Source organism: Planctomicrobium limosum, from assembly GCF_051465645.1.
Taxonomy (GTDB): Bacteria; Planctomycetota; Planctomycetia; order Planctomycetales; family Planctomycetaceae; genus Planctomicrobium.
Map to the genome: position 1 here is coordinate 2,368,724 of NZ_CP195790.1, position 26,694 is coordinate 2,395,417.

At 52.4% G+C, this 26,694-nt stretch carries 23 protein-coding genes and 1 tRNA gene; 7 read left to right on the forward strand and 17 right to left on the reverse strand.

Going from position 1 to position 26,694, the window contains the following annotated elements; all coding sequences use genetic code 11:
* The first annotated feature begins 210 nt into the window (after positions 1–210).
* Positions 211–993 (forward strand): PDZ domain-containing protein, encoded by a 783-nt coding sequence (locus SH527x_RS08895; RefSeq protein WP_437194303.1) that lies wholly within the window; start codon positions 211–213, stop codon positions 991–993.
* A gap of 687 nt (positions 994–1,680) precedes the next feature.
* Here the strand turns inward: SH527x_RS08895 and SH527x_RS08900 are convergent.
* Positions 1,681–1,766: transfer RNA gene (locus SH527x_RS08900), tRNA-Leu, on the reverse strand.
* Between the two features lie 309 nt (positions 1,767–2,075).
* Between SH527x_RS08900 and SH527x_RS08905 the strand changes: the two genes are divergently transcribed.
* On the forward strand, positions 2,076–3,359 hold the full coding sequence (locus tag SH527x_RS08905) for an acyltransferase family protein (protein ID WP_437194304.1): 1,284 nt from the start codon (positions 2,076–2,078) through the stop codon (positions 3,357–3,359).
* A gap of 148 nt (positions 3,360–3,507) precedes the next feature.
* On the opposite strand, the gene dnaB is transcribed toward SH527x_RS08905, so the two are convergent.
* From dnaB to SH527x_RS08935, 6 genes are all read right to left on the reverse strand, one after another.
* On the reverse strand, positions 3,508–4,902 hold the full coding sequence (gene dnaB / locus SH527x_RS08910; RefSeq protein ID WP_437194305.1) for a replicative DNA helicase: 1,395 nt from the start codon (positions 4,900–4,902) through the stop codon (positions 3,508–3,510).
* A gap of 318 nt (positions 4,903–5,220) precedes the next feature.
* The gene (gene rplI, locus SH527x_RS08915; protein ID WP_437194306.1) at positions 5,221–5,733 is read right to left on the reverse strand and encodes a 50S ribosomal protein L9; all 513 of its coding nucleotides are present in this window, start codon (positions 5,731–5,733) and stop codon (positions 5,221–5,223) included.
* 129 nt (positions 5,734–5,862) lie between these two features.
* Entirely contained in the window at positions 5,863–6,348 is a 486-nt protein-coding gene (gene ssb, locus SH527x_RS08920) for a single-stranded DNA-binding protein (protein ID WP_437194307.1), read from the reverse strand.
* Between the two features lie 185 nt (positions 6,349–6,533).
* Positions 6,534–6,902 (reverse strand): 30S ribosomal protein S6, encoded by a 369-nt coding sequence (gene rpsF / locus SH527x_RS08925; RefSeq protein WP_437194308.1) that lies wholly within the window; start codon positions 6,900–6,902, stop codon positions 6,534–6,536.
* Positions 6,903–7,016: 114 nt separating this feature from the next.
* Positions 7,017–7,589, reverse strand: coding sequence for an aminoacyl-tRNA hydrolase (pth, locus tag SH527x_RS08930; protein WP_437194309.1), 573 nt, complete (start codon positions 7,587–7,589; stop codon positions 7,017–7,019).
* Between the two features lie 91 nt (positions 7,590–7,680).
* Entirely contained in the window at positions 7,681–8,271 is a 591-nt protein-coding gene (locus SH527x_RS08935) for a 50S ribosomal protein L25 (RefSeq protein WP_437194310.1), read from the reverse strand.
* A 156-nt stretch (positions 8,272–8,427) separates the two neighbouring features.
* Here SH527x_RS08935 and cutA point away from each other — a divergent pair, with 156 nt between their 5' ends.
* Positions 8,428–8,781, forward strand: a complete 354-nt coding sequence (gene cutA, locus SH527x_RS08940) for a divalent-cation tolerance protein CutA (protein ID WP_437194311.1) — start codon at positions 8,428–8,430, stop codon at positions 8,779–8,781.
* Between the two features lie 30 nt (positions 8,782–8,811).
* Here cutA and SH527x_RS08945 read toward each other — a convergent pair whose 3' ends face one another.
* On the reverse strand, positions 8,812–10,659 hold the full coding sequence (locus SH527x_RS08945) for a hypothetical protein (protein WP_437194312.1): 1,848 nt from the start codon (positions 10,657–10,659) through the stop codon (positions 8,812–8,814).
* Positions 10,660–10,830: 171 nt separating this feature from the next.
* On the opposite strand from SH527x_RS08945, the gene SH527x_RS08950 reads away from it, so the two are divergent.
* Positions 10,831–11,109 carry a hypothetical protein gene (locus SH527x_RS08950; protein WP_437194313.1) on the forward strand — a complete coding sequence of 93 codons (279 nt, stop codon included), beginning with the start codon at positions 10,831–10,833 and terminating at the stop codon, positions 11,107–11,109.
* Positions 11,110–11,166: 57 nt separating this feature from the next.
* Here SH527x_RS08950 and SH527x_RS08955 read toward each other — a convergent pair whose 3' ends face one another.
* Positions 11,167–11,619 (reverse strand): hypothetical protein, encoded by a 453-nt coding sequence (locus SH527x_RS08955; RefSeq protein ID WP_437194314.1) that lies wholly within the window; start codon positions 11,617–11,619, stop codon positions 11,167–11,169.
* Positions 11,620–12,078: 459 nt separating this feature from the next.
* On the opposite strand from SH527x_RS08955, the gene SH527x_RS08960 reads away from it, so the two are divergent.
* Positions 12,079–13,080 (forward strand): sugar phosphate isomerase/epimerase family protein, encoded by a 1,002-nt coding sequence (locus SH527x_RS08960; RefSeq protein WP_437194315.1) that lies wholly within the window; start codon positions 12,079–12,081, stop codon positions 13,078–13,080.
* Between the two features lie 130 nt (positions 13,081–13,210).
* Here SH527x_RS08960 and ygfZ read toward each other — a convergent pair whose 3' ends face one another.
* The 3 genes from ygfZ to SH527x_RS08975 all read right to left on the reverse strand — a co-directional run bounded on the left by ygfZ (position 13,211) and on the right by SH527x_RS08975 (position 18,454).
* Positions 13,211–14,149, reverse strand: coding sequence for a CAF17-like 4Fe-4S cluster assembly/insertion protein YgfZ (ygfZ, locus tag SH527x_RS08965; RefSeq protein ID WP_437194316.1), 939 nt, complete (start codon positions 14,147–14,149; stop codon positions 13,211–13,213).
* Positions 14,150–14,354: 205 nt separating this feature from the next.
* Positions 14,355–17,156 carry a glycosyltransferase family 39 protein gene (locus SH527x_RS08970; protein WP_437194317.1) on the reverse strand — a complete coding sequence of 934 codons (2,802 nt, stop codon included), beginning with the start codon at positions 17,154–17,156 and terminating at the stop codon, positions 14,355–14,357.
* Positions 17,157–17,317: 161 nt separating this feature from the next.
* Positions 17,318–18,454 (reverse strand): glycosyltransferase family 4 protein, encoded by a 1,137-nt coding sequence (locus SH527x_RS08975; RefSeq protein WP_437194318.1) that lies wholly within the window; start codon positions 18,452–18,454, stop codon positions 17,318–17,320.
* Between the two features lie 402 nt (positions 18,455–18,856).
* Here SH527x_RS08975 and SH527x_RS08980 point away from each other — a divergent pair, with 402 nt between their 5' ends.
* Positions 18,857–19,867 (forward strand): hypothetical protein, encoded by a 1,011-nt coding sequence (locus SH527x_RS08980; protein ID WP_437194319.1) that lies wholly within the window; start codon positions 18,857–18,859, stop codon positions 19,865–19,867.
* A gap of 118 nt (positions 19,868–19,985) precedes the next feature.
* Here the strand turns inward: SH527x_RS08980 and SH527x_RS08985 are convergent, their stop codons facing one another.
* Positions 19,986–20,282: a hypothetical protein gene (locus SH527x_RS08985; RefSeq protein ID WP_437194320.1), complete on the reverse strand. Its 297-nt coding sequence runs from the start codon at positions 20,280–20,282 to the stop codon at positions 19,986–19,988.
* A 482-nt stretch (positions 20,283–20,764) separates the two neighbouring features.
* Between SH527x_RS08985 and SH527x_RS08990 the strand changes: the two genes are divergently transcribed.
* Complete coding sequence (locus SH527x_RS08990; protein ID WP_437194321.1) at positions 20,765–21,148, forward strand: DUF2237 family protein; 384 nt, start codon at positions 20,765–20,767, stop codon at positions 21,146–21,148.
* Between the two features lie 185 nt (positions 21,149–21,333).
* Here SH527x_RS08990 and SH527x_RS08995 read toward each other — a convergent pair whose 3' ends face one another.
* The 4 genes from SH527x_RS08995 to SH527x_RS09010 form a co-directional block, all read right to left on the reverse strand.
* Positions 21,334–22,551, reverse strand: a complete 1,218-nt coding sequence (locus SH527x_RS08995; RefSeq protein ID WP_437194322.1) for a metallophosphoesterase family protein — start codon at positions 22,549–22,551, stop codon at positions 21,334–21,336.
* Positions 22,552–22,604: 53 nt separating this feature from the next.
* Positions 22,605–23,915, reverse strand: coding sequence for an outer membrane protein assembly factor BamB family protein (locus SH527x_RS09000; RefSeq protein ID WP_437194323.1), 1,311 nt, complete (start codon positions 23,913–23,915; stop codon positions 22,605–22,607).
* Positions 23,916–24,168: 253 nt separating this feature from the next.
* Complete coding sequence (locus tag SH527x_RS09005) at positions 24,169–25,863, reverse strand: glutamine--tRNA ligase/YqeY domain fusion protein (RefSeq protein ID WP_437194324.1); 1,695 nt, start codon at positions 25,861–25,863, stop codon at positions 24,169–24,171.
* Between the two features lie 208 nt (positions 25,864–26,071).
* Positions 26,072–26,521 (reverse strand): hypothetical protein, encoded by a 450-nt coding sequence (locus SH527x_RS09010; protein WP_437194325.1) that lies wholly within the window; start codon positions 26,519–26,521, stop codon positions 26,072–26,074.
* Between the last annotated feature and the right edge of the window lie 173 nt (positions 26,522–26,694).

Consider the following 26,694-nt stretch of genomic DNA (forward strand, 5'->3'; position numbering starts at 1 on the left):
GTGTCATGGCAAGTAAAAACAAACCACAACACCGAATCGACTGCACTGCTGAGCAAAAACGACTGTGGGAGCAAGCCGCCGCCGCGAGACGATGGTCGCTCGCAACGTGGACTCGCGAAGTCCTTGACAGAGCCGCCGAAGCCGAACTGGCAAAGCTGAAGACAAGGAGCGACGTCAAGAAATCCTAGGTGTCGACAAGGGCCAATAATCATGATCAAGTTCAACTGCAATGGGTGTGGCGTTTCACTAAAGGCTCCAGAATCAAAGGCCGGGGCGTCATTTCCCTGCCCGAAATGCCAGTCTTCCGTGACGGTGCCGGGACTTGTGAAACCACAAAAGAAGTCGCCTACGGAAGTGCCAGCCGCAAATACGTTCACTGTTACGGCACTTGTTGGAACCGGCGCAGCCTGCTTCGTTGCTGGAGCCCTGTTTGCATCTGCTGTTTCGTGGACAGGAAGCAGCAGCAACGCAGCGAACGAGACGCAGGCGGCATCTCCTGCACCCGTGACGGACCAGAAAGAGTCAATTAGTCCCGCACCTAATAAGCCGGAACAAGACGAATCCAAGAAGTGGATTGGGGTCGGATTCGTAACACTTGCTGACGTGCGTCCGAAATTTACAGACTCACTTGGAATACCTCTCGATGGAGTAGTGATAAGCACAGGAGACGAGACACCAGCTCGCGATGCTGGAATGGTTGGCGGTGATATCATTGTTGAAATTGGCGGCAAGAAAATTGCCACCGCTCCTGATTTCGAAAGATGGTTTAAATCGTCGAAGATTGGAGAGACGTACCCCGTCCGCTTTTATGCGTGGAGTCGCGAAGGTAGACAGAAGGTGTTTCGAGAAATGTCTTCCAAGATCACCGTTGGAACTCGCGACAATCTCCCAAAAGACGAAAAGTCTTCTAAGGGAATGGACGTCGAGTTTGCCAACCTGATACTAGACGCCATATACGATTTGACGCCAAAGCGACTTACGCCAACACCATAGATGCGGGATTATGTGGCGGCCTGAGAGCTATCTCGTCTTCCAGAAGGACGCAACAACAGCGCCACCGTCAGCCGCGAAAAGAGCGTCAGCGCGGTGGATTTGCGATTGAGTGTTGACGTTAGAGATCGTCATGAGAACAGCCCGTCACGGAGTTGATTCACATTCTTGTGAGTTGTTTCCTTGACGGTGTTTTACTGAACAAGCGAACAGTGTTCAAGCCATAATTGCGAGCGTCTATATTTTGTGCCTCGCGTCGCTGGCAAGCACAAGACGCAAAAAAGCCCCGCCATCCGGTGGGGCTTTTGTCACTTCTTTTTCTTCGGTTTCGGACCTGATCCCGGTCGGGCTCCGCCGTTGACTTTACTCGCAACGACTTGCTTGAGACGCTCAACGTCATCGTCTGTGAGCACACGATTGCGGGGTGAACCGGGCGCCCAGCAATAATCTCCGGCCACTCAGCCTGGAATCTGGCGAGTGCAGCCTCGTGGTTCGCGTGCGGTCCAAAATAGTAAGAACGGCCTTTGTGCTTTTTCGTCCACTGTCCGTTTCGGTGCAACGTGAGCGGGAACGTTTTGTACGGCTTCTTCATAAAAAAACCTCGCCGGGTGTCGTAACGGGTGTCGTTACAGTTCCGACGAGGCTATCAAATCCGAGCCGTGATAATCAAATCACCAGCATTTTACCTAGTGCCGAAGGTGGGAATCGAACCCACACGAGGAATTACCCTCACTGGATTTTGAATCCAGCGCGTCTGCCGATTCCGCCACTTCGGCGTGGTCTCTAACCTATTGCCTGCTCATTACTTGCGAAAGTAATGCCGCGAGACAACTTTGACGCCCAGAATCGGAAAACACGGGCGTCGCATTTTGCGAAGTATTGCGAACAATCGAACCGCCTGCAAGCGCGTCGCTCATCAAAATTCGACGCCTTCCAAACAGACGGCCATTTACACCGAGAATTCCTGAGAATTGAGTTCGCCCGGCGTTCCCCGATATGGCATTGGGAAATTCCTCTCGTTCTCAATTCCAGCAATTGCTATATTTCTGCAACTTTCATTCAAGTCCCACGGATTTGAGGCAAGGATGCCTTCAGGACTCCCCAACACATTACTCCCGATTTCGCCTGCACGCCGCAGAAATGATCGGCAGCTTGGACTGGAATGGCTCCGCGTTGTCGGGACCATTCTGGTTGTGTGTCTGCACGCCGGGCTCCCCTATGTCACGCTTCCATTCCCAGGACTTCTCTGGCCAGCAGTTTCGCCCGAAACAAGCACACTGGTGAATTCACTCTGCTGGGGAATCAACGGCTTTATCATGCCGCTCTTCTTCCTGATGAGTGGATTCTTTGCCGCACAGCTTTTTGAACAGGTCGGGTCAACTCAATTCTTGAGACATCGACTTCTGCGAATCGGCGGACCAGCCCTGTTTGCTCTGCTGTTCATCATTCCACTTGCAGGATACATCTGGATTCTCGGCTGGGTCTGTGACGACCAGATTCCATTTCGCAAGCTGAGATCACTTCGAGTGACCGGTGAGCAAGGAACCGCACTCTATGGAGTTGGTCACGTCTGGTATCTGGTCAACCTTCTGTGTTACTGCGTCGCAGCCTGGGGAATTTCCCACCTCTCAAACCTTGTTCCGCGCCAACGTCATGTTCAGACGAAATCGGCCACCGACTTCATCCCGAATGCAGCAGGGCCATTGTTCATCCTGATTTCGATTCTGATTGCAGGAAGCATCCTCTGGTGGGAACCGCGAATCGTCATCGGGTTTCGCAACACATGGATTCCTCAATGGGAAAACCTGACCTACTACGCTGTTCCATTTGCATTGGGGTGGTGCTGGAAAATTCAAGGAGAGCAACGGCAGCAAGAGGGAGTTCCCACCAGCATTCTCTTTATTGCCGCCATTCTCGCCGGAGTCTGCGTTGTTCCAGAATTGAATGAACATCTCGCTGCAGAAGCCCGACCCGTCAAGAATGCACAGCTTCCATATCTTTGGGCTGCTTTTGGGCTGTTGACTTCAATTGCATTATTCAAATCAGCAATCGTATGGAATCTCGAACGCCTCCCCCGCGCCGTCTCCTACTTGGCCAAGGCGTCGTTCTGGATTTACCTTATTCACTTACCAATTGTCTGCCTCGTCAGCATCGACTTTAGAAGCGTCAACTGGTCCCCGATAACAGAAGTGATTCTTTCAGTGCTAATCACCGTGGCACTTTCGCTTTTGTCTTACGAAATCTTCGTCCGCCGTACTTGGATCGGCTTGCTGCTGAATGGCTACACCGACCGCTCGCGTCAGCGTAAACACCTGCAAAGCCAAACGAACGAACTCTCAGCAAATGATGCCGCCAGAAAAGCGGCGTAGATCTCAATTATTGAACAGATGTGACACCTCTTTCAGTCGTTCTCCTATCGAGAAGACGACCGCGAGACATCTGACACATCAAACCGGATAGCCCCTTCAACAGCGAACGCCCTGTCGCGATCGCCGCCGAAGGATGTCACCTCGATGATTAATTGATATCAATAGAAATCGGGCTCTTATCGCCGAACTTGAGCATGTCTCTCAGCCAGACAAGCTCAACAATCCCGATCGGCCCGTGACGGTTCTTCGCCACGATGAGATCAGCTTCACCTGGGCGATCTTCAGCATCGTAGGCTTCCGGACGATGCAAGAACATCACAATGTCCGCGTCCTGCTCGATCGCACCAGACTCACGAAGGTCGGAGAGTTTTGGGCGTTTGTCTTCCCGCTGCTCCAGACCGCGGTTCAACTGGGCCAATGCGATGACAGGAATATGCAACTCTTTGGCCATGAACTTCAGTCGTCGTGTAATCGACGAAATCTGTTGTTCACGCGGCATCTTCGGGTCTTCGGCCTCAATCAGCTGCAAGTAGTCGATGATCACAATGTCGAGCTGTCCGCGGCGTTTCAGACGGCGTGCAATTGCCGCAATCTGAGACATGGTTCGTCCCGGCGTATCATCAATGGAGATGTGCCAGTTACGAAGCTCATTCGCAGCGTCCATCAGGGTACTTTGCTCGTACTCGTCGAGTTCCCCTTTACGCAGCTTATGACCGCTGACCTTCGCATGAATACACAACAGACGTTCAGCCAATTCGGTCTTGGACTGTTCAAGACTGAAGACCAGCACCCCTTTGGCTGCCTTGGCGACAGCCATCGCGACGTTACAAACCAACGCAGTCTTTCCCATCGCAGGACGAGCCGCGAGGATGATCAATTCTGTCGGCTGAAAACCTGATGTCTTCTCATCCAGACCATGCAGACCACTGGAGATACCGCTGACGGTGTCGTCGCGGTCCATTCGCTCGAAGATCTTTTGAAAAGTCTGATTGAGAATGTCGTCGATCGCAATCGAATCAACATTCTCAAGTTGCTCCAGAATCCCGAAGACTCGCTTCTCGGTTCTGGCAAGCAGGTCTTCGACATCTTCGTCCTGCTGGTAAGTCTCGGTGAGACTCCGTTCACAGGCCTCAATCAAGCATCGAAGCAGATATTTTTCACGAACGATCTTCGCGTAATACTCTGCATGTGCCGCGTGCGGGACGGCCGCCATCACCTCATTGAGGTAAGCAGCTCCACCAACTTCATCATAGTCGTTGCGTTTTTTCAGCTCATGAGAAAGCGTCACGACGTCAATTGCACGAACTCCCCGTTCGTACATGTCATAGACACACTGAAAAATTCGACGATTCGGGTCGCTGTAAAAACAAACTGCCTGAACGTGTTGAACGGCTTCGTCGTAGGCTTCGCTCGAAAGCAACATCGCCCCCAACAGACTTTGTTCGGCGAGCAAATCCTGTGGCGGAACTTTGATCCGGGGATCCAACTCATTCAAACGCGGCGCGTTCTTGGAAGGACCACCCGCTGTGCGGCCTTTTTCCATTGACTGGCCTCGAACTCTCAATCGTAGAAGACGAATACAATTTTCAAGAACCAGGGAGTCGGCTGCAAAACACTTAAACCTTCACAGAAGTGAAGCCAAGACAGGCCAACAGACACCGGGGTTCCGGGCGAAACAATAGAACAGACAGGCATTCTATCCAGAGCCAGCCCTGTTTGAAACTCGCCTCCCAAACATCGGAGTGACGCACTTCAACGATCCCCTGACACCGAAACGAAAAACGGTCCGACTCGCTTTTTAATAGCGAGTCGGACCGTCGATTTTCACCGGGAAACCGTGAGCGACAGCCCACGTCCAGCGTTACTTAATTGCTGCTGCTGGAACAACCCAAACCTTGATTTCGGTTGTCACACCTTCTGCCAGTTCGACATTGATCGTGTACATACCGAGGCTCTTGATTGCCCCTTCTGTCTTGACCATTGAAGTTTCAACTGGGTAGTTGGCTTTCTTCAATGCCTTGCTGATGTCAACAGGACCGATAGAACCATAGAGCTGGCCATCGTCTGTTGCATTGGCTTCCAGCGTGACGCTGTAAGAACGCAACTTTTCAGCGAACTGCTGCAGTTCTTTCTTCTTGGCCAGTGCGAGCTCGTCCTGACGTTTACGATGGCGTTCAACCATCTGCTTGTTGGCTTCAGTAGCGACTGTTGCCAACCCGTGAGGAACGAGGAAGTTACGGGCGTAGCCCGGCTTTACTCGAACGATCTGACCCTGATTGCCCAGGTTTTCGACGTTTTCCGCAAGGAGCAGCTCAATCCCCCCCTTGCGATCTTTGGAGCGAATCTTCTGTCCGTGCTTGCGTTTAACGACCATTTCAATCTCAACTCGTAAATGCAGGTGACTTTAATCTATATGAAAGATGCAGGCGGAACATGGCCGGGAACTGCATGATATCGATCTAACCGTTTTCTTGACCAGCACAAATGCGGTCCAGAAACAGAACTAGAACGGAACGTCTTCGTCACTGACGCTTCCCCCGCGTGGAGGAGTGTCATAAAAGGAGTCAATCGGGTCTTGTTGAGGCGCTCCACCACCGCTTCCACGTGATGAGGAACGAGGCCCGCCTCCACCGCCGCCGCCAGTATTTTCTCCTCGGCCGCCAAGCATCTGCATGGTTTCGCCGATGACTTTCAACTTCGAACGTTTCTTACCCGATTCCCGGTCGTCCCAAGTATCCAATTGCAACCGTCCCTCAATCAGGACAGGCCGACCCTTGGACAAATATTCCCCTGCGACTTCTGCCTGACGTCCCCAAAGGGTGATATCGACGAATGTCGTCTCTTCTTTTCGCTCGTTTGACTTTTGGTCAAACCAGGTTCGGCTCACTGCCAAGCCAATCTCGGCAATTGCAGTCCCACCAGTGGTGTACTTCACTTCCGGATCACGAGTGAGGTTTCCAACAAGGATGACTTTGTTGTAGCTGGCCATATTCTCCCTCGCGGCTTCGTTTCACACCGTGGTGTCTGACGGAACAGATAAACTCCAGTGCCGTCAACCCGAAGAGTCGCTCAATCAACTCACCCCATGCTGGCGTAACGCCAACATGATACTACTGGTCACTGCAAACGCAGGGCACAACCAAAAGGAGCTTCGATGAAGAAGCTCCCCATGAACTACTCAGCTGCAGCAGGTTCTTCTTCTCGCTGAGCACCGCCGTGTGCGAGCTGACTTGTCATCAGTTCGAACAGTCCAGCTTCGTGCTCAATCACCAGAACACGAAGCACCAGGTCGCTCAACTTGCAGATGCGATTGAGCTGCTCAACCTGTGAGCCGTCCATCTTGAAGTATGTCAGGAGGTGCAAACCTTTACGATGACCATCGATCTCGTAAGGGAGCTTGCCTTCCTGCCAAGGGGCCAAGGCGACCAGCTCGGCATTGCAACGGGTCAAGAATTCTTTAACTGCATCTTCAGTGCCCTGTGGGTCCTGAGCATAGCGACCGCTATCCAGCAGAAACATGCACTCGTACAACCGTTCAGCCAAGTTCATCCCCTTCACAATTTGACGGCCAGCCGCTGACTGCCGGCAGATCAGGTATCGCGTTCATCGAAGACCGATCCGTACCGGCTCCGACTCTAATCTCACTCCGCCAGACATTTAACTGTCAGAACGGTTGAATGTATTCATTGCCTGTCCGATGCCCTCTTTGACCCACAATTCAGTGGCATCACAGGCCTTCAAGACAGAATCCATCATCGTGTCTCGCTCGGATTTTGCAAATGTCTGCAAAACATAATTAACGGTATCCTGACCTTCAGGAGGCCGTCCAATCCCGACGCGAAGCCTGGGGTACTCAGTTGTCCCCAATTGATCGATGATGTTTTTCAACCCGTTTTGCCCCCCCGCAGTCCCGGAAGCCCGGAGTCTGAGGCGGCCCAAATCAAGGTTCAAATCATCACAAATCACCAACAGATCCGAAGGGGCAACTTTATAGAAAGCAACCGCACTTCGAATACTGCGTCCGCTGAGATTCATATAGGTCTGCGGAGCAAGCAATAAAACCCGCTCTCCACCGATCAAAATCTCAGCTGCCTCTGCTTCAAAGCGATTCTTCCAGCCATCTGCTGAAAATCGTTTTGCCAACTCAGCCACGACTTCAAAACCGATATTGTGCCGAGTGCCAGAATATTTCCGCCCGGGATTACCCAATCCTGCGACAATCTTCAACACTCACTCCAGCACATTCATGACGGTTTTGCACACAGCTGCAAAACGTAAAGTGGCAGGACATTACAACCTGCCACCTTACAGCTAAATCCTATTACTTCTTCGCTGGAGCCGCTTCTGCTTCGTCAGCTTCAACAACTGGTGCAGCGACGTGAACCAGAATCGTCTCAGGAGAAGTCAGTACGTTCACACCGGCTGGAACGTCCTGCAGGTCAGAAACACGCAGGTAGTCACCAATGTTCAAACTGGCAATCCGAACCTGAATAAAATCAGGAACTTCGACCGCCAGGCACTCGATTCGGATGTTGTGGTGAGCAACCTCAAGGTTCCCCCCAGCAACAACACCTGGAGCTGTACCACGAAGCTGCAGCGGAACGTCGAGTTCCACTCGCTCGTTCACATCGACTCGCAGGAAATCAACGTGCAGCACATGTGTGCTAAACGTGTCCCACTGAATGTCTTTAACCAGCGCCTTCTCAACGTTTCCGTCCACGTCGAGATCAATAACACGGGCGCCGCTCTTGACCAAACTACTAATTGCTTCAGCATCAACAACAAGATTTGCCGATGCCTGCTTGTGGCCATACAAATTGCAAGGAACTTGCCCCTGTGCCCGAATCCGGCGAGTGGTGGCCGTTCCAACCTCAGTTCGCGTTTTGCCGGAGACTTTGACGATATGTGACATGAATCCGTATTTCTTCAGTCTTGACGATTGAGTTCCGTCCGACACACTCTCACAGGTCGTGCTTCCTCAGCCGGATCGCGGAAAGTCCCGAACGATAGCTCTTCCCACTTCTGTTTTCAAGACTTCCGCCAATCTGTTTTCCAGAAGGGGAATTTAATGAATTTATCGATGATGTACGTCACTGTCGAAAAGCGAGAAGAAGCCCTTTCGATCGCGAGGCAGTTGTTGTCCGAGCAACTGATTGCGTGCGCAAACATCACTGGGGAAATCACTTCGGTCTACAACTGGGAGGGAAGCAACCACGAGTCCACAGAAGTCGGGATGTTACTGAAAACCCGTCCGGAACTCGTTTCGAAGGTCACTGAACGAATCAAATGCATCCACTCTTATGAATGTCCATGCATCGTTTCCTGGGACATCGCCGAAGGAAATTTTGATTTTTTTCAGTGGGTCCACTCCGAAACAGCTTCCCCTCAACGCCCAGGCCAGTCGCCCACGATCGAACTTTAGGATTTCTGCAGGACAGACGGATTCGCAGAATCACGGCTTCGAGAAGAGATTTCCATCAATCGGCGGCAGGTCCCCGATTGGAGACAGAACTGGTGCCGCTGGTTGCTCCTGAAGGAGAATCTGAACCGGAACAGTTCCGCTTCCATTCGTCAACGGGACCTCGCGGAAGATCTCTGTAAGTGGTGTCCCGTCCTTGAGAGCGAGGTCACCCAACTCGTCGCCGCTATCTGCAGTCCAGCCTAACTTACCGGCCCCGTCCGGGTCGCCTGCATTTCGCAACGCATCTTCCGCATCAGGGTTTGTTCTCACTTCCTGCAACTGGTGATACAAGATCGCCGCGGTATTTTTCCAGCTCTGCTGAAATGCAGGAATTCCATTCTGACGCCCGTCTGGCAGCAATTCCGACGAAACAACGACCGTATAGAGAATCGATTCCATCTCCGACGGAACCGATCCATGATACCCTGCCAGGCCGGCAGTGGAATCAACCTCAGGCGTCTCATCACTCAGGATCACTCCCGGCGGACACAAGACATTGAAGACAGTGTGATCGAGATCGTAGTCGTCGAGATACCCCTGAGCATGCAGCGATCGCAACGTCTGATGAACGTCTGCTCGAGTCAGCTTTTCAGCAACAGTTCCAACCAGTGGATGAGACGGAAGTGCGACACTCTTGATCGGCTTTCCATGAAAATACTGCAGCAAAGGCTTGTTCAACTGCTCATCAGCCATGGCCGCAGAAATCGCCTTATCAATTGCCAGAACATCCGACTGTTTCCAGCGATCTTCTCCGCCAATATAGAGATTCACAAATGCCAGATCCTGCAGCGTTCGTCCTCCCCGAAACTGAAGTCCAGGTCGCGCAAGCGGGGCAATTCCATTTGTCAGTCCACTGCTTGCTGACGATGCCACAGCAGTATTACTCGCCATGCGATCACGAAAAGCCTTGGCTGCTTTTGAACCGGGAAGCGTTGCCCCGCGATACGGGATCAACCCACGTGCTCCGGCAATCGGGTCTGGTTTGGAAACGCTCTCAGGAGACTTGGCGGTGAATGGCCACGGAGCCCACGCTAAAGAGGTTTCCTTGGGCTCTGGTCGACGGTTATTTGCAATCGGGGGAATGGCTGGTAATTCATTTGGGATCGGATTCGCAGGTGGCATCGCCTTCTGAGTAGCAGCAATTGGCGGAATCGGCTTCGCTATAGCCAGTGGATCAGACGCGATGGCCGGTGGCGACGCTGGTGCCATAGGCTGAGCGATTGGTTGCGGCAGCGGCTTTGCTGGTGGCTTCGGCGTCGCTGCAGCTAGCGGATTCGAAGCAGGAGCCTGCGGAGGAATCGCAGTCATCGGAATTGGATTGTCTTTGGGAGTCGAGGCAGCAACCGCTTTCTTCGGCATTGCCTGAGGCGCAGCTTGTGCAGGAATTGGCTGTGGAGCCTGTGCCTGCTGAGGAACCGCCCGAGTAGGGTGAGCAGGTTCTGGCCGTGGCGTTGCAGCAGCAATTGAGCCTGACGCCGGCATCGGATGAGATGGTAGAGCTGCAATCGGCGCCGTCGCTGCTCCCATTGCAAACGTCCCGTACAAGGGCGACGAAGAGAATGTTGGAATCGCGGCCGACGTGGTGTACCCCGCCTGATAAGCGATCGGTCCAGTCGACGCCGATGGCCATGCCGTCATGGATGCAGAAGAAACCGGAACGGAGTTCGCTCCGACCATCATTTGCGGTGAATGTGGTGCGTATGTCGTGCGATGAATTGGTTGTGTGCATCCGACAAGCGAAAGGACCACCGTCCCCACGCAGGCCAGAAACAAGGCAGATTGGGCCTTTGCCCATTTGCTGGCTGAATATGCCTGATTACTGCAGAAGTGAATCACCATCTCCGCACTCCATTGCGTTTCTCCACAAGTTGCAGCGAGCAATCTTGTGGCGTCCCCCTTCTCAAACAGGAACCGACTCCAGCACACGAGACAAAGCAAAACGGTTCGTGTTCTTTTGCTGATGAGTCAGTGGAAATTCCCTGTCGCACGAACCCACTTGATGGGACGAAAATGGTGGGCAGCTCGGCAGGAAGGGAACATTTATTCCATCTGGAGCGGCAGAAACAGCCGATTTTGGCAATTTTGGACCGGCAGATTCTGCATATTGAAAGAGTTACAGACGATCCGTCACTGGAAGATGTGGAGGATGCGAAAGAAATGCGGGAAGAAGTAAATCAGGAAGCCACTGCGATTCGCTGTGAAGAACTCACACCTATTGAAAATAAAAGTCATCGGAAACGAGCAAGCTGTCTCTCAAAAGAAAACGCCGCCTGCCCTGGGACGACATGACTTGTCGGCGGAGCAAACGGCGTGATTCAGCATGCTGATTACGACTGGGAAGATCAGTTACGGAGCGCCACGCACCTTCAGGTAACCGGCGATCCCGACGATGATCGTTGCACAGACGAGATTGAAGACCATCCAGAATTTCCCATTCCGACGGATTCCTTCAAACGACTTGGCACGGCCAGACAGTGCTGACGCATAAAAGAAGACCACAAACGCCAGCAAAATCTTGATCCCCATCAGCATGTGATACATCTTGTCCCCTTTGTGCAGGGGAATCATCACAGCGATGTAGTTGTAAAAGCCGGTCAGGATCAGGACTCCGATGACCATCCCCACAATCTTCCGCCATCGCTTTGAGACACTTTCTTTCAGTGTCGCATGCTGCTCGTCATTGAGACTCTCTTCAGCAGCTGGTGTCAGCAGATAGCGAATGAAGTACGCGCCGCCAAACAGGACGATTGCCCCAAGGATGTGCAATATTCGGGACGAGACAGGCAGGGCTAAGTCCATCTTAATTCCTCGTGATTTCTTTGAACCGGGCTGAGAGAATTTCTGCAATGAAGTGGCGGTCAACGACGCTGGAGAGCAGAGTTTCATCCGATGAGACGATTGCTGCGAGGCCACGCCATGAACCCATCACTCCAAGGTTCCAGTGATTCTCCCAAGGTTATATGTCGGACTGCCGAGTGAGGCCAGTCTGCGCTGGGCAAGCTCGAAAACACCCATCATCGCAGTTCCTGCTTTCAAATGCGGTTTCGTCCTGCAGAGAGCCTTCTGTGACCGTGAGAAGGATTCGTCGAGCCTGAACGATGTCTCTGAGATGAGGAGAGTGTGATTCCGCGAGACATCAGAATCTCCTGACACTTCAGGAAGTTGCGTCTGAGATGATTTGAATTCATGACGTTGCTCGATACAGTGGCTGCGCAGTGATTCCCTTCTCGTTTGTACCGCTTGCACAAGGAGTTTGGCATGGGACGTCCCGTAACTCTGTTTACTGGTCAATGGGCCGATTTACCACTGGAAACCTTGTGTAAGAAAGCTAAAGAGTTCGGGTTCGACGGCTTGGAACTTGCCTGTTGGGGCGATCACTTTGAAGTCGACAAAGCACTTTCAGACGACACCTATTGCGCACGTAAAAGAGATCTGCTCGAACGGCACGACCTGAAGCTGTTCTCCATCTCGAACCATCTCGTTGGGCAAGCTGTCTGCGACATCATCGATGAGCGGCACAAAACCATTCTTCCGGAATACATCTGGAAAGATGGCGATCCTGCCGGAGTGAACGCTCGTGCTGCCGAAGAGATGAAAAACACTGCTCGCGCTGCTCAAAAGTTGGGTGTCAGCGTCGTCAACGGATTCACAGGGTCGAGTATCTGGCATCTGCTGTACGATTTCCCGCCGACTCCAAAATCATGGATCGACGGTGGCTTCCAGTTGTTCGCTGATCGCTGGAATCCGATTCTCGATGTGTTCCAGGACTGCGGAATTCGCTTCGCTCTGGAAGTTCACCCCACCGAAATCGCCTTCGATATCTATTCTGCAAGACGCGCGCTCGACGCAATCGGCAATCGAGAAGAGTTCGGATTCAACTTTGACCCGAGCCATCTGATTTGGCAGGGTGTTGATCCAGTCGAGTTCATTCGTGAATTCCCTGACCGCATCTATCATGTCCATATGAAGGACGCCGCCACAACACTCAACGGCCGCTCTGGAATTCTCTCCAGTCATCTGTCGTTTGGTGATCAACGTCGAGGCTGGGACTTCCGCAGCGTTGGTCGTGGAGGCGTTCGCTTTGAAGAAGTGATCCGCGCCTTGAATGCCGCTGGTTATCCATTCGATGCCCCACTCTCCATTGAATGGGAAGATTCCGGAATGGATCGCGAAATGGGAGCAGCCGAAGCCTGCGATTATGTTCGCAACATCGACTTCCGCCCCAGCACACGTGCATTCGATGCTGCATTTTCAGAATAAGGCGACGAGTCGTCGGCACGCCTGCCGATGAATGCTCATTCAATAAACAGGGCCGGAACTTGAATTCAAGTTCCGGCCCTGTTTCGATTTTCAAAGTGCATCAGCCAATCGTGTCATGCATCATTCGCGATTACCAGACGACGGCAGGGAACTCTTCTCCATTCGAGATCACAGTCACTTCCGTGCCTGGTTCTGCAAACTTGGTGCGAATCACTCCTAACGCCACGGAGGTTGCAGGATCTTCTCCGATGGCCACTGAAGTCAAAGTCCCAACCGTTGCCCCATTGCCCTGAACTGTGGCCCCAGGTTGAATTCCAGTCGCCTTGACCTTTAGCCGTCGCAGTTCTTTATTGGTGTGCCCCATCGCATCAAGTCGGGCAATCGGCTCCTGCCCCAGGTAACAGCCTTTTGTGAAGCTGATCGCCTGAGCCGTTCGCGCCGCCTCCTGAGCAATGTTCTCTGGGCCAACGTCTTGACCAAGCTTTGGGAAAGTCGCTTCGATTCGAAGACGCTCAAACAAATCAGCCGCCCCGAACTGCAGTTGGTTCTGAGCTTCTGCTACCGCGTTTCCCAGTGCTTCCCCCAGCGCCTGACGCTCACCAGAGATGAGGACCGCAGGCCCCGGCACCATGTCCGTTGCTGCGACGAGGCATGGAGTATTTCCAATCGTTACTGACTGGCATTGCCCCAATTCAACAGGAACAGCGTTTCCAACAAGACCTTGTAAAATCTCTCCGAGCCGTGGCCCCTGAACACAGAACAATCCGAGTTCTGAAGTGCGATCCGCAAACGTGACGTCTCCCCCCAGCAGATACTTGGTGAGATGACTCACAAGCTGGCTGGCTGCACCAGGGACGCTGATCAAATGCAATCCGCCGGCGTTTGCCAACACCTGAATATGACCAAGGATGCGGCCTTTGATATCGCAGAGGAAGGCTTCGCAACGTCGTCCTTCGGTCAACCCTTTGATGTCATTCGTGCAAAAATTATGCAGGAAAGTTCTGGCTTCCCCACCTGTCATCTCGATCTGAGTCCATTCAGAGAGATCAAATACAAACGTCTGAGACATAGCGAATTCTCTGAATTAGAACACTTCTCGAAATTACGCAGTGTTTCCAGGACTTCATTGCCGGATAAAATCAACGATAAAAATCAAAGAGCGGCCTCTCATTATCAGAGGCCGCTCTCGTGATTGTAATCAATTTCTGGCAGGAATGTCCCCTGCACCGCAATGAACTCATTTCACCTGCAAACAAGACTCGAAGACGAAAGACTTATTGCTCAGTCAGTCCCTCAGGAGCCTTGGAATTCGTGTTCAGATTCAGATTAGGTGCCGCTGGCTTGGGTTCATTCGACAGCGTTGGAAGAACGTCGGACGGCAGGTTGAATCCATTGAGAGAACTCGTTCCTGTCCCTTTTGCTGGTGTCGAAGTCGCTGGCATTGGAGTGCTCGGCAAGCTTGGGTAACCTGCTGGAAATCCAAGATCCATTGCCCCTTTTGGGGTCAGATTGGAATTCGTCTTACTGCTGGAATTCAAGTTCGAATTTGGATTCGAGTTCTGGAAATTGAGGTTCCCTCCCAATGGCAACGCTCCAGTTGCACCGACGCTCGCAGGGAGGCTCAGCTGTGAATTTCCTGACAAGTTTCCTGATGAAGTGGAATTCCCCATCGCCGGAAGCTGATTTCCAGTCGAATAGGTCCCTGTCGACGATTTCCCATTCGATGCAGAACCAGTCGACAGCGAATTCGAAAGGTCCCAGAGTGAGGATGTTCCGCTCTTGGGCGGAGTCGCAGGTGACTTCAATGATGATGACGACGAGTTTGTCGCAGGCATCGACAGATCTGGCAGAACCTCGTCTGATGCGGGTGACGATGTCGGAGCCGGTTTCGAATTTAAATTGTAATTCAGAAACGGATCAGCGTTCCCTGAAGGCGTTCCTTTGGGTGTCGAGCTGTTCGCTGGAACGCTCAGATTCGATGATGGGAAATTGGCTCCGTTGCCGGAAGGATTTGTCGAGTTTGACATGTTTCCACCAGCAGGAAGCTGACCTTGAATTGGCCGCGCAAACAGATCGTTCGTCGGAACCGCTGGGGTCGCTGAGTTCAAAGAACTCCCAGAAGTATTCCCTGACGGTGCCCCGGAAAATCCACTGAATCCTTGCAAGGCTGGCCCACTTGTTCCGCCAGTGGAAGCAGGTGAGAAAGTTTTGTTGGCTGCTGGCTGCGGAAACTGCTCAGCAGAACTGTTGCTCGGAAATCCTGAGAATCCCTGCAACGCAGGAGCGGGGTTTGTCGGAGTCGCCGCTGGAGTTGTCGTTCCCAGTTGAGTCGGGAAGGTCTGTTTCGACGAATCCAGTGTCGGGAACTGATAGGTCGCCGGCACAGAATTGGCATTCGAGTTGAGCCCTGTCCCTTGCAAGGACGTTGCAGGCACAATCCCGGCCTTCGGATAGCTCGGCGGCAATGTCGACTGATTCACACCGTTGTAGTTTGCGTACGGAGTCGAAACAGGTTTGGTCACCTGAGCAAGTGCAGGGTGAACAACTGCCATGCCAACCTTCAGCTCGGGAAGATCCGCCAACCCTCCCCATTTCATTTGAACGGGATCCAGCAGACTGACCCGACCGAATCGCTGAGCCAGTTCCTGATAGGAATGCGGCGATTCCAAACTCATGTCCCAGAGCATGACTCCGCCATGCTGACTGAATGCAAAATCATTTAAACCGGCTTTAGGACTGCCAGACACGTCTTCGTAGACCGCAATCTTTCCTGAACTACGAGAATTCCAGACGGCATTGCGTACCAGTTGCGGTGGCCCGGCAATCACAGGGACAGGACCGGAATACCCGCTGCTCTTCCAGGCACTTTCAACTTGTCTGGCAAGTTCTTTGCCTGGGAAATGCGTGTTGAAAGCCTGTCGACTCAGTTGAGGCAGCATCAGGTTGATCGCAATCAAAGCGGCAGCGAACACCCCGACAGCGGTTCCGATTCGAATCAGTGACCGACGCCAGGCAAGACGCGTTTCACTGAGATGTCCCCAGAGCAGCAGAGCGAGTCCCAGGTAAGTCCAGTTCGTCACACCGGCAAAGATGATCGACGAAGGACCAGCGAACAACGACAGCCCAAAGATGATCACGGGAGGGAGACAGGTCATCCACAACAAATACTGCCGAGCGAAATCACGAGGTTCATCCTGTGAAGTCGCCGGTTCTTCAAAACTGAACCAGGCCACCAATGGAGTCAACAGAACCAGAACGGGAATCAGACACAGTAACTGCGTTCCAAGGTATGCCAGCGGTTGCTCAAGGTGATGGACAACGTTGGTTGCAGTCGCCAGTTTGTTTTGAATCGTTGAGAAATCGTTTTGCCCCAGCCACAGAAAATGCGGCATCATTGCAGCGAACATGATCAGACCAGCCAGAAATGGCCACGAGGAATCCCAGCATCGTCGCGCACGATCATCCCACAGCGTGAACATGAACATCGTGGCCAGCAGCAGCAAGGTTGCATAGCTTGTGAGAAACCCACAGGCCATCAGCAACCCGGTTGCCGCCCAGTACCGGCGACGTTCTTCTGTCAGTGCTTCATGAAAAGTCAGAATACTCAGCGACCAGAATGCACTGGCGAGGTGTGTACTGGAAAATTCAGATGCGGCAATCGTGCAGGAATACCCCCCAAGCAACACAATGGCTGCACACAGGGCAGTCCAAGGATGCAGGAACTTTCTCGCAAGAACCCAGGCAGACCAGACACTGATGACGCCGCAGATCTGAGCCATCAGATAGAGTGGCCAAATCCGAGGCGCTGCAATACTTCCGGCGATGGAAGCAACCCAGACCCCCATTGGTGGCTGAGAAGGATATCCCCAGGCGAGCTGCCGTCCGGATGACAGCAGGTCGAGAGTTTCTGCTGGGACATTCGGCTGCGTCTTCGATGCCAGCAGCGTCCAGAAGATGATATGCACGAGCACCACCGCCCAGAAAAATCCGAGAGTCGGATCAAGGCGATTCTGTTTTAGCATCGCGGCAATTGGCGATTTCGCTCGCAGGCGAATCTGGGCTCCGTCCCAACTCATCTTCTACCTCTCCATACCGATCAGGGACCGGCTTCAGGCTCCACCCTCATGGTGGGCAAATCACAAATCTGCTCGCTCTGCCGTGTGTCACTGTCCGACACTGTGTCACTGCCCGACACATTCACTTCAATAACCGAATTCAATACTGAAACACGATTGCTTCAGGCTGCCTTGTTCTCATAAAGAACCATCTCTTCATACAGTTCCATCGTCTTCTGCAACATCAGTTGCTTCTGATACGGATGGTCGTGGTTCAGAGTTGCTCCTGAAGTCAGGATGCTTTTCACTTTTTCAACGGCAACATCAATATCCCCAACAGGGACCAGTCCTTCCGGGAAAATGTGACGCAAGAGTTCCGAAGTCCCTCCGCTGTCCCATCCCACAACTGGAGTGCCAATATTCAACGCTTCGCAAGTTGCTCTCCCGAAGGCTTCCGGGGGCTGTCCACTCAAGGACATCGAGACATTGCAAACGGCATAGATTTCCCGAACATCCGATCGATGCCCGGTAAAGATCACATGCTCTGTGAGTCCTTTTTCTTTTACGGCTGTCCGTAATTCCGCCGCATACTTCCGACGGTTTGGATCTTCTTCCCCGACGATCAACGCCCTCACTTCAGGCACTGATTTGCGGAGTCGGTCCACCACTTCCAGAAATTCGTGATGACCTTTATATCTGGTCAGTCGACCGACCAGACAAACCACAGGACGGCCAGCAAGTTGAGGATACTGCTGATACCAGGCCTTCAGCCAGTTGCTGTCCGGTTGAAATCCACGCGGAAACTCGACTGGATCGATTCCCTCAGGGATCAAACGAATTTTTGACTGATCCAGTCGCGGATATTGGGTTCGCAGATAGCCATCGACTGCTTCCGAGATCGAGATGACCCGTTCTCCACTGGTCATAATCTCGCTGTATCGATTGACGCTGTAGATTCCATGTGCAGTTGTCAGAAATCGAGGCCGATTGTTCGCAGGCATTCCACGCCACGCGAGCCAGGCAATCCACGCAGGCACTCGGGATCGGGCATGAATGATATCAACGTGTTGCTGCGAAAGAAGACGACGTAACGGCCAGACCCATTTCAGCGAACTCAGCGATTTCTTGCCAATTTGCCAGGAAACATGCTCGCCACCTGCGGCTTCCAGCTTAGGAACCAGTCGACCACCTGCTGAGATCACGATCGAGCGATGGCCATTTCGAACCAGCTCCTCATTGATCTCGAGCGCGCAGCGTTCAACGCCTCCCGACTCCATGGACGGAAGCATTTGCAACACGGTGAGTCGTCGTTGAGCCATATAAATCAGTGGGCGAGAGCTCTGTTAGTGTCTGAGGTGACCTCGCATTTGGCTGCCATTTGCACCCCAATTCGCCAAATCTTCGTCGGGAACGTAACGAAAGAAGACAAAAGAGGTCAATACGGGTGTTTTTCCCTCAAGTTTGCAAAATTTTCTGCTGCAAGAATCCAAACCGCTTTGCAGTTTGACCGCGACCAGCCAAAGCCTGAAATTCGCCCGGATTCAGGTGAGGAACTTGAATCTCAACAGGAGAACATGGCACACTGAAGAAAATGGGCATGCTTAAGATGGACTCACTGCTCCTGTTCGCGAACGAGAGCACATGACAGAGACTCCGTTCCGGTCCCACTGACGGAACAAGGACGGAACTTCGCTATTGAATAGAGATGATGGGCCACATCCATGAAACAAGTGAAACTTGAACGGTCAACGTCTCTGATGATGATTCTGGCGTTTCTGTTTTCACTTGGACTCGTCGCCGCAGGCACATTCACCAGTAGCAACCATCTACAGATTCTGGCGATTCTTCCTGGTCTGTTTGCCGTCTACTTCTATCTAACGCGTCCCAAAGATCAGGAATTCGTTTTCGCAGAAAGCACAGTGGAAGACCAGTTCGGGAACCACCTCTTCGAGTACAGAGAGGTCTTCGGACTGGCCATCAATGAAATTGCTCCTTCGGTCAACTCGCCCAATATCCGGGGAGGACTGCTGCAAATTTTCCTTCCACATCGAGTCTTGGAATTTCCCGCACTGACCACACGAACATCCAAAACCGTCTATCAGAATCTTTTAGAAAAGATTCCGACATCAGGTTCGCGGTCGGTTTGCACTGTCCTGCAACCTCGATTGACCAGTCAGCTCACGGCATATGACGACAATAGTGTGTTCAGCTTTGTCTCACGAAACTGGAAGTCGAACTTCAGAATCGCGATTGGCCCTGTTCTTTACGTCATTTTACTGACCGGAATCATCTGGGTCATTATTTCGATCCTGGCAGGACAGGGATACGTCGCTTGGGCGTTCATCGGAGGAATTGCGATTTGCATGTCGCTCATCATTCGCGTTTGCATCTTCCTGACGCAGTTGTCTTCCAATTCCAATTTCTCAAAATTGAAGAACTCTGCACTGGTGATCAGCCCTGATGGGATTGCCATGCATCAAGGCGAACTCACTGGATATCTGAAATGGTCAGAAATCCAGGGGATCGAAGATTCGAAACGGCGTAACCTCGGGCGGTTCCGGGGGCCAAACGCCAGTCGCGTGATTGCAATCAAAATTGCAGGGGCAGAGATCCCGATCTTCGACATCTATGATCGACCGCTTGCCAAAATTCATCAATGCCTGACGACGTACTGGACGCCACCGGTCAAGCATTCAAAAGCGATCAAATCACAAAGTCCGCTTAAAGATTAATCCGGGATCCACAGTGACGACAGATCTCGAAATGAATCAGTGACCACGGCCGCATCGCAGCCAGACTTCAGTTGGATTCAACACCGCTGCATGACCAGCTGCGGTGAAGAATTCGCCTTCAGATCGTGCGAATTGTATCTCGATTGATGTTCATTGATCGATTTGCCGCAGAGGTTGATGGACGAGTGTGAATAAATCGCAACCCGCAATGCCCGCATTCCAATTCCGCTCCAAGTCGCTCAGCCTGCAGCATGACGGCCTGAGTCAATCGATTTCCACACAACCCTTTGACGTATCCGATCGGTGTTCGACAGGCAGGGCAAGCCAACGGCAAGTTCACTGCGGACCGGTTGAATGAAGAGATTGTGGCTGGAGTGGCTTCGACTGCAAATGCGTTCTGGAGATCGATCGACATTGGGTGGCCCGCTATCAGGGTGAGAGACTGAGTTTGTTGATGAGCGTCTTATCGCGATATCAGTGACAGCTAGATGGCACACCTGTTTTGCGGAGCCGAAAGTTTCACGCAACTTCTGGTAAAATCTGCACACAATCCAGCCTGAAGCGATCAGCTCGACGCAAAACCCAGTTCCCAGCAGCTTTCGCCCGCCCCCAAATGCAGCGAGGACGCTCCCTGATTCCTCTTTCCCTGCGAATGCCTTATGATCTTGGGGACTGATCAGGGGCCGATGGCATGGCCGTAACACCATGAATCAACAAACACAGCATACGTATCACTCAGTTTTACGTTTTCACTCCGTATGCCCATTCATGCATCGCGGAATGATTGCTTGCGGCTCAATTTCACAACATCCAGTCACCGCAATGAAAGCTGACACTGACAACAGTGCGGATGCGGCGGGCGACACTACATCACTGTTAATAAGAGTCAGGTGACTGATGGCTGGCGCCAAGAATGTTTTGGGAAAACCACTCATCCCCTGTTCATTTTCCCCAATGACCGGCTGGTTCCGAAATGGGTGTTGCGATACCGGACCAGGCGATTTCGGAGTCCACACCGTCTGCGTGCAGGTGACAGACGAATTTCTGGCGTTTTCAAAACGTGCAGGGAACGATCTTTCCACCCCCATGCCAGAATACGACTTCCCAGGACTGAAACACGGCGACCGATGGTGCCTTTGTGCTGGACGATGGAAGGAAGCCTATGACGCTGGCGTCGCTCCTTCTGTCATTCTCTCCGCAACGCACATGTCGACTCTGGAGTTTGCCTCGTTGGAGGAAATGAAAGAGCACGCCATCGACGCATTCGAGATCGACGATTAAATTTTTCTCACGTTTTAGGCGTCCGGCGTTCGTTTCTCGCGAAATGTCTTTGCTTGACGAAAGAGCTGACAGCAGGCTTGGCACGCCAGTCGTTCTGACTGTCGCACTCTAAAAAGAACGAAGGCCACGCAGTGATTCATACACTGCGTGGCCTTTCGATTTATTCGCTCTGCACAGCAACCGCATCATGCGGGGATGACGACCTCGTAAAGGACTTTTCCTTCGAGCGACTTCGTGGTCAGCGTAAGAGCCTTCTGATTGGCGACACCTTCAATGATCGTCGCATTGTCCTTTCTTGGGCCGCCACCATTTAATTGGCCAATCGATTGGCTAGCCGATTTGGCCATCCAGGTGGCTTTGTGGATATGACCGGAAATCACAATCTGTACGCCGGCTTTTTCCAGTAGAGGAAGCCATGCATCGCGTGACACCTGCGAATACATCCAGAAATCGCGTTCCTTTCCGTCACTCTCCCACCACAGAGGAATATGACAAAAGAGAATTCGATACGGCGCCGACTTGAACCATGGCTCTTCAATGACTTTGGCAAGCCATTGCCGCTGCCGTTCACGGAATCGTTCGAAACCTGCCAATCCAGCGAAGGCCTCGCGATCGTCAGGCTTATCTTCACCGGTATCCATCACTAATGAGGCGACAGGTCCACTACGGAACGCATAATAGAAGAGATCACCAGGCGTCCCTGTAAATTTCGGCAAAAGCCGAGCAGCAGGGCCACGAAGGTCGTGATTTCCTCGTGCATATGCCAGCGGCCACTGTGACGAAATCTCAAGACCACTCGGAGCGAGATACTGCGCCTTCATCTTCTCCGGTTCATAAACATCATTCGTCTGATCGCCGTTCCATTGCATGAAGTCAGGATGAAATTCACTCGTCAACTTCTGCAGAATCTTGATCGTTTCCTGATTTTCGTGAGTGTCATTCCAGACGATAAAACGTGTCGATTCTGCCGCAGGATTCAGCGTACGGAACGTCTTGAGCTCTGACGTAACAACTTCACCCTGGCCAATCTTATATGCGTTCGTGAACTCAATTTTTCGAGCAACGATCCGGTAACGAATCTCCTGATTCGGCGGCAGTGGGGGAAGCGTAAACTTGAGAACTTCCTTCTCGTACGGAAGCAAGCCAATGTCCTCGGCATCAATTCTTTGGAACTCTCCACTTCCAATTGCCAGTTCCAGATATCCGCTCGCAGGACCGTTGATTGCCTGCAGAATGCTCAACGATTCCGGTGCAGGTCCACTGACAACTGGGTGGCCCACCAGTAAAGGTCTTGCCGCTCCTGCATCTTTTTCCTTTGACGGCGACACGTTCTGTGCTTTTGCTGTAGCAACAACTCCCAAGCCCGCCGCAACCGTCGTTGATAGAAAATCACGTCTTAGCATTCTGTGCGCCTCAGGTGTGAATCGGAGTAAAGAGGAAAAAGCAACGTGTCACTTCACTGCTTCGGCTTCTCACCAATGCAGTAAAGGAATTTGTCAGTGCGAATAAGAACGCGATTCTCGCAAATCGTGGGAGTCGCCATCCCGCCATCGTCGCCAAGCTTGTTCTTACTGAGGATTTTGAATTCAGGAGAGATCTCAAAGACGATCATTTCTCCCTGTTCGCTTGGAATAAGGAATCGATTGCCGACTTGAATGATCGAAGCTGAAAAGCTTCCCGGCAAACGGCGTTGCCAGTTCAATTTTCCCGTCTCCAGTTGATAGCAAGCTAACGGGCCATCGTCTGCCAGAACAAGAACCTGTTCACCCACGATGAGTGGAGTTGTGACATACGCCACATTCTTTGATGCCTTCCAAAGAATGTTCGACTCTGAAACGTTTGAAAGATCATCGACTTTGGCCGCCAGGATCTCCTTTTCAGGGTAGCCGCCGCTGACGACAAGAAACGGCGGACTGACGGTAACTGAATTCGCAACGACACGAGCACTCCCGGGTATCTGCCAAAGCTGATTGCCGTTGTCAGGGTCATAGCTGCAAACACGATTCATCCCGGCAACCAGAATCTGTGGTTTGCCTCCATAAGTCGCAACAATCGGACAGCCGTAGCTTCCATTGCTTGGATGCCCTTCTCTCGGCGTGCGCCAGACGACATCTCCGGTGCCGCGATGCAACGCAGCGATGAATCCTGTCCCCAGGCTATCTCCATTCACAATCACCAGCGAACCAAACATCGTTGGTGATGGACCAAACCCATGCTCCGTTGTGAATGGACCGACTTCTTTCGACCACAGAATCTTCCCATCCAGATCGAGTTTGTTCACCCAGATTTTTGCGTGATTAACGAATGCGGCGAAGACATGCGCCCCATCACAGCACACAGACGTTGACGCCTGCGAATTCTTTCGATGCATTTTGGGAAAGCCTCCTTGGTGGACTTGAGTCGCCCAAAGTTGCTTCCCGGTTTCGAAGTCGTATGCGAGCACAGATTGGGTCTCTGCTTCCTCATCCGCAGTCGTCAGATAAACAGATTTTCCACAGCGGATCGGGGAAGAATGCCCTCTCCCTGGAACCTCTGCCTTCCACAGGACATTCTCCTCCTCTGACCATTGAAGAGGAATTGCCTGATCACCAGCATTGTTATCTTGTCGCGGCCCGCGCCAGAGGGGCCAGTCAGTCGCAGCCACGGTGATGGGAACAACTTCGAGTTCCTTATCGGTATCAACAGAAATTTCAGTGACAGGGGTCCCCGGTTGACTACATGCGGAGGATGCGGCCAGAGCCAGTATCAAGACAATCCGCAGGAACATTTCACCACTCCTGTTGCGAACTCGTCCCTTCAGAGTTCATCACACAGAATGCCGTGTGAACGCTGAGAGAATATCAGTCCCGCAATTACAATTTGTACGGTCAAGGTGGCGAGCCCAACAAGTCACGTAAGCCACCGCCTATGGATACCACGGTACAAAAACAGGGCAGAGCAAACAATTTGCTCTGCCCTGTGAATTCAATGAAGGAGTAAATCAGGGAGGAATTTCCGCCCTGTAACCCGCCTGAGTAGACTTAGCTCTTGGCTTGCGATTTCTGCCAATTGTCTTTTAGCGTCACAGACCGATTGAACACGAGCGAGTCAGGTCGACTGTCTTCCGAATCAATGACGTAATACCCTTTTCGCTCAAACTGAACCGGAACGCCAGCGACGCAATCGACAAGTGATGGTTCCAATTTGCAGTCTTTCAACACCTGCAGCGAATTCTCGTTCAAAGCTGATTTCCAGTCTTCCCCTTCCGGGATGTCAGCTGGATTTTCAACTTTGAGCAAATGATCGTAGAGACGCACCTCGGCGGACACCGCATGAGCAGCGCTCACCCAGTGAATCGTTCCTTTGACTTTCCGTCCGTCCGGAGCGTTGCCGCCTCGGGTTTCTGGATCGTAGGTACAACGAAGCTCGATGATCTTGCCGTCTGCGTCTTTGACCACTTCTTCACACTTGATAAAGAAGGCCCAACGCAGTCGAACTTCCTGACCGGGCGCGAGCCTGAAATACTTCTTCGGAGCAACCTCCATGAAGTCTTCCTGCTCGATGTACAGTTCACGCGAGAATGGGATTGAGCGAGTTCCTGCCGATGCATCTTCCGGATTATTGACGGCCTCAAGGTGCTCAACCTGTCCCTCAGGGTAGTTTGTGAGCACGACCTTCAATGGCTCCAGCACTGCCATTCGACGCTCTGCAGACCGGTTTAACGTGTCGCGAAGAGCATTCTCGAGCACGACCATGTCGGTCAGGCCGTTATATCGCGTGACACCAATGTTCTTGCAGAACGAGCGAATCGACTCAGGTGTGTATCCGCGACGGCGCAACCCTGAAATGGTCGGCATCCGTGGATCGTCCCAGCCAGTCACAGCCCCTGCCTGCACCAGTTCGAGAAGCTTACGCTTACTCATCACAGTGAAGGTGAGATTCAGCCGTGCAAACTCGTATTGCTTCGACGGGAAGATTTCCAGTTGCTGCAGGAACCACTCGTAAAGCGGCTTGTGAGTTTCAAACTCCAGTGTGCAGATTGAGTGAGTGATCTGTTCGAGTGAATCACACTGCCCGTGCGCATAATCGTACATCGGGTAAATACACCACGCATCTCCTGTCCGGTGATGGTGTGCGTGACGAATACGATAGAGCAACGGGTCTCGCAGAATCAGGTGCGTCGAGGCCATGTCGATCTTTGCACGAAGAACATGTTCACCGTCAGCAAACTCGCCTGCCCGCATGCGTGCAAAGAGGTCCAGATTCTCTTCAACACTGCGACTTCTGCAGGGACTGTTTGTTCCCGGCACAGTCGCTGTTCCTCGCTGCTGGCGGATCTCTTCGAATGTCTGGCTATCAACGTAGGCGAGATCTTTACGAATCAGATCACACGCCCAGGCATAAAGCTGTTCAAAATATTCCGAGGCGTAGTGCAGTTCGTCCCATTCAAACCCCAGCCAGCGCACATCATTCTGAATCGAATCAACGTACTCGACATCTTCTTTTGTCGGGTTCGTGTCATCGAAGCGAAGATTGCACTTCCCGCCAAATTCATTGGCGATTCCAAAGTTGAGGCAGATCGATTTTGCATGACCAATATGCAAATAGCCATTCGGCTCAGGAGGAAAGCGGGTTTGAACTCGACCGCCATTCTTCCCGGCTGCGAGATCTTGAGCCACAATCTCTCGAATGAAGTCCAATTTCTCTGGGGACGATCCAGTTGACTCAACTTCCATGGACGTTCGGCTCCTGCCGGTTCTGGGACTATTCGCACCCTCGGCTGGAGCCTGACTCCAGACGCGAGAGGGGCAGAGACGCAGGACACGGCATTGCCCAGACGAATCGCCCTTCACTCCCGGATTCTAAGAAAGACGAGTTCTTCCCGACAGGGAGACGGGCAGCAGAGTTTGGGAGCGATGACAAGGCGATCGCACCCGATCATTCCTATTGAAGCAGGACCTGATCATCGGCCTCTGGCTGAACGCTCGCGGTAATCGCATCAAAGATCGGCTCGAACTGCTCGCGTTCGTGATCAGTCACCTGTGCCATCACAAAGAAAGTCCGACCGCCGATTTCCAGCGTCCGCATGAAAACACAATTCACAAGTTCCAACGCGACGAATTCAATATTTCGCCCGATGGCAGACTCGCCAGCCATCGCAGCTTCTACCGGGTATTCGTCAACATCTTCGTACTCGTCTTTGAAAGCCTGGATCGCTTCTTCCAAAACCCGTTCCGCGCGTGGGCGACTTCGTAAAACGGTGATTGACCAAAATGCTCCACTATCACCCACAGAAACGGTGATGGCATCGTCACGAGGCTCTTCAGTTAACTCCCAGTGGCCGGGATAGCCAAAAGTCACGCCGTGAGCTTGGTAGGTTCTGTCGAAGTTCATTGAAATCAATCCTGCAGAGGAAGCCACTCCAATCGGAAATGAACTTCACTGCGGTCCAGCGTGTATTCGAAGGTCCAACGAACCACTCGGGCGCCGTGCTTTGCCGTCCGGACGCACACATTCAGTGACGTACAGACTCTCCACAGGAATTCTCAACCACTGAATCGACAGCA

What these genes read in the sequence shown, in the direction of transcription:
- SH527x_RS08895 (WP_437194303.1), top strand. Translation starts at nt 211, where the DNA reads ATGATCAAGTTCAACTGCAATGGGTGTGGCGTTTCACTAAAGGCTCCA.
- SH527x_RS08905 (WP_437194304.1), top strand. Translation starts at nt 2,076, where the DNA reads ATGCCTTCAGGACTCCCCAACACATTACTCCCGATTTCGCCTGCACGC.
- dnaB (WP_437194305.1), bottom strand. Translation starts at nt 4,902, where the DNA reads ATGGAAAAAGGCCGCACAGCGGGTGGTCCTTCCAAGAACGCGCCGCGT.
- rplI (WP_437194306.1), bottom strand. Translation starts at nt 5,733, where the DNA reads ATGGTCGTTAAACGCAAGCACGGACAGAAGATTCGCTCCAAAGATCGC.
- ssb (WP_437194307.1), bottom strand. Translation starts at nt 6,348, where the DNA reads ATGGCCAGCTACAACAAAGTCATCCTTGTTGGAAACCTCACTCGTGAT.
- SH527x_RS08935 (WP_437194310.1), bottom strand. Translation starts at nt 8,271, where the DNA reads ATGTCACATATCGTCAAAGTCTCCGGCAAAACGCGAACTGAGGTTGGA.
- cutA (WP_437194311.1), top strand. Translation starts at nt 8,428, where the DNA reads ATGAATTTATCGATGATGTACGTCACTGTCGAAAAGCGAGAAGAAGCC.
- SH527x_RS08945 (WP_437194312.1), bottom strand. Translation starts at nt 10,659, where the DNA reads ATGGTGATTCACTTCTGCAGTAATCAGGCATATTCAGCCAGCAAATGG.
- SH527x_RS08950 (WP_437194313.1), top strand. Translation starts at nt 10,831, where the DNA reads ATGGTGGGCAGCTCGGCAGGAAGGGAACATTTATTCCATCTGGAGCGG.
- SH527x_RS08955 (WP_437194314.1), bottom strand. Translation starts at nt 11,619, where the DNA reads ATGGACTTAGCCCTGCCTGTCTCGTCCCGAATATTGCACATCCTTGGG.
- SH527x_RS08960 (WP_437194315.1), top strand. Translation starts at nt 12,079, where the DNA reads ATGGGACGTCCCGTAACTCTGTTTACTGGTCAATGGGCCGATTTACCA.
- ygfZ (WP_437194316.1), bottom strand. Translation starts at nt 14,149, where the DNA reads ATGTCTCAGACGTTTGTATTTGATCTCTCTGAATGGACTCAGATCGAG.
- SH527x_RS08970 (WP_437194317.1), bottom strand. Translation starts at nt 17,156, where the DNA reads ATGAGTTGGGACGGAGCCCAGATTCGCCTGCGAGCGAAATCGCCAATT.
- SH527x_RS08975 (WP_437194318.1), bottom strand. Translation starts at nt 18,454, where the DNA reads ATGGCTCAACGACGACTCACCGTGTTGCAAATGCTTCCGTCCATGGAG.
- SH527x_RS08980 (WP_437194319.1), top strand. Translation starts at nt 18,857, where the DNA reads ATGAAACAAGTGAAACTTGAACGGTCAACGTCTCTGATGATGATTCTG.
- SH527x_RS08985 (WP_437194320.1), bottom strand. Translation starts at nt 20,282, where the DNA reads ATGTCGATCGATCTCCAGAACGCATTTGCAGTCGAAGCCACTCCAGCC.
- SH527x_RS08990 (WP_437194321.1), top strand. Translation starts at nt 20,765, where the DNA reads ATGGCTGGCGCCAAGAATGTTTTGGGAAAACCACTCATCCCCTGTTCA.
- SH527x_RS08995 (WP_437194322.1), bottom strand. Translation starts at nt 22,551, where the DNA reads ATGCTAAGACGTGATTTTCTATCAACGACGGTTGCGGCGGGCTTGGGA.
- SH527x_RS09000 (WP_437194323.1), bottom strand. Translation starts at nt 23,915, where the DNA reads ATGTTCCTGCGGATTGTCTTGATACTGGCTCTGGCCGCATCCTCCGCA.
- SH527x_RS09005 (WP_437194324.1), bottom strand. Translation starts at nt 25,863, where the DNA reads ATGGAAGTTGAGTCAACTGGATCGTCCCCAGAGAAATTGGACTTCATT.
- SH527x_RS09010 (WP_437194325.1), bottom strand. Translation starts at nt 26,521, where the DNA reads ATGAACTTCGACAGAACCTACCAAGCTCACGGCGTGACTTTTGGCTAT.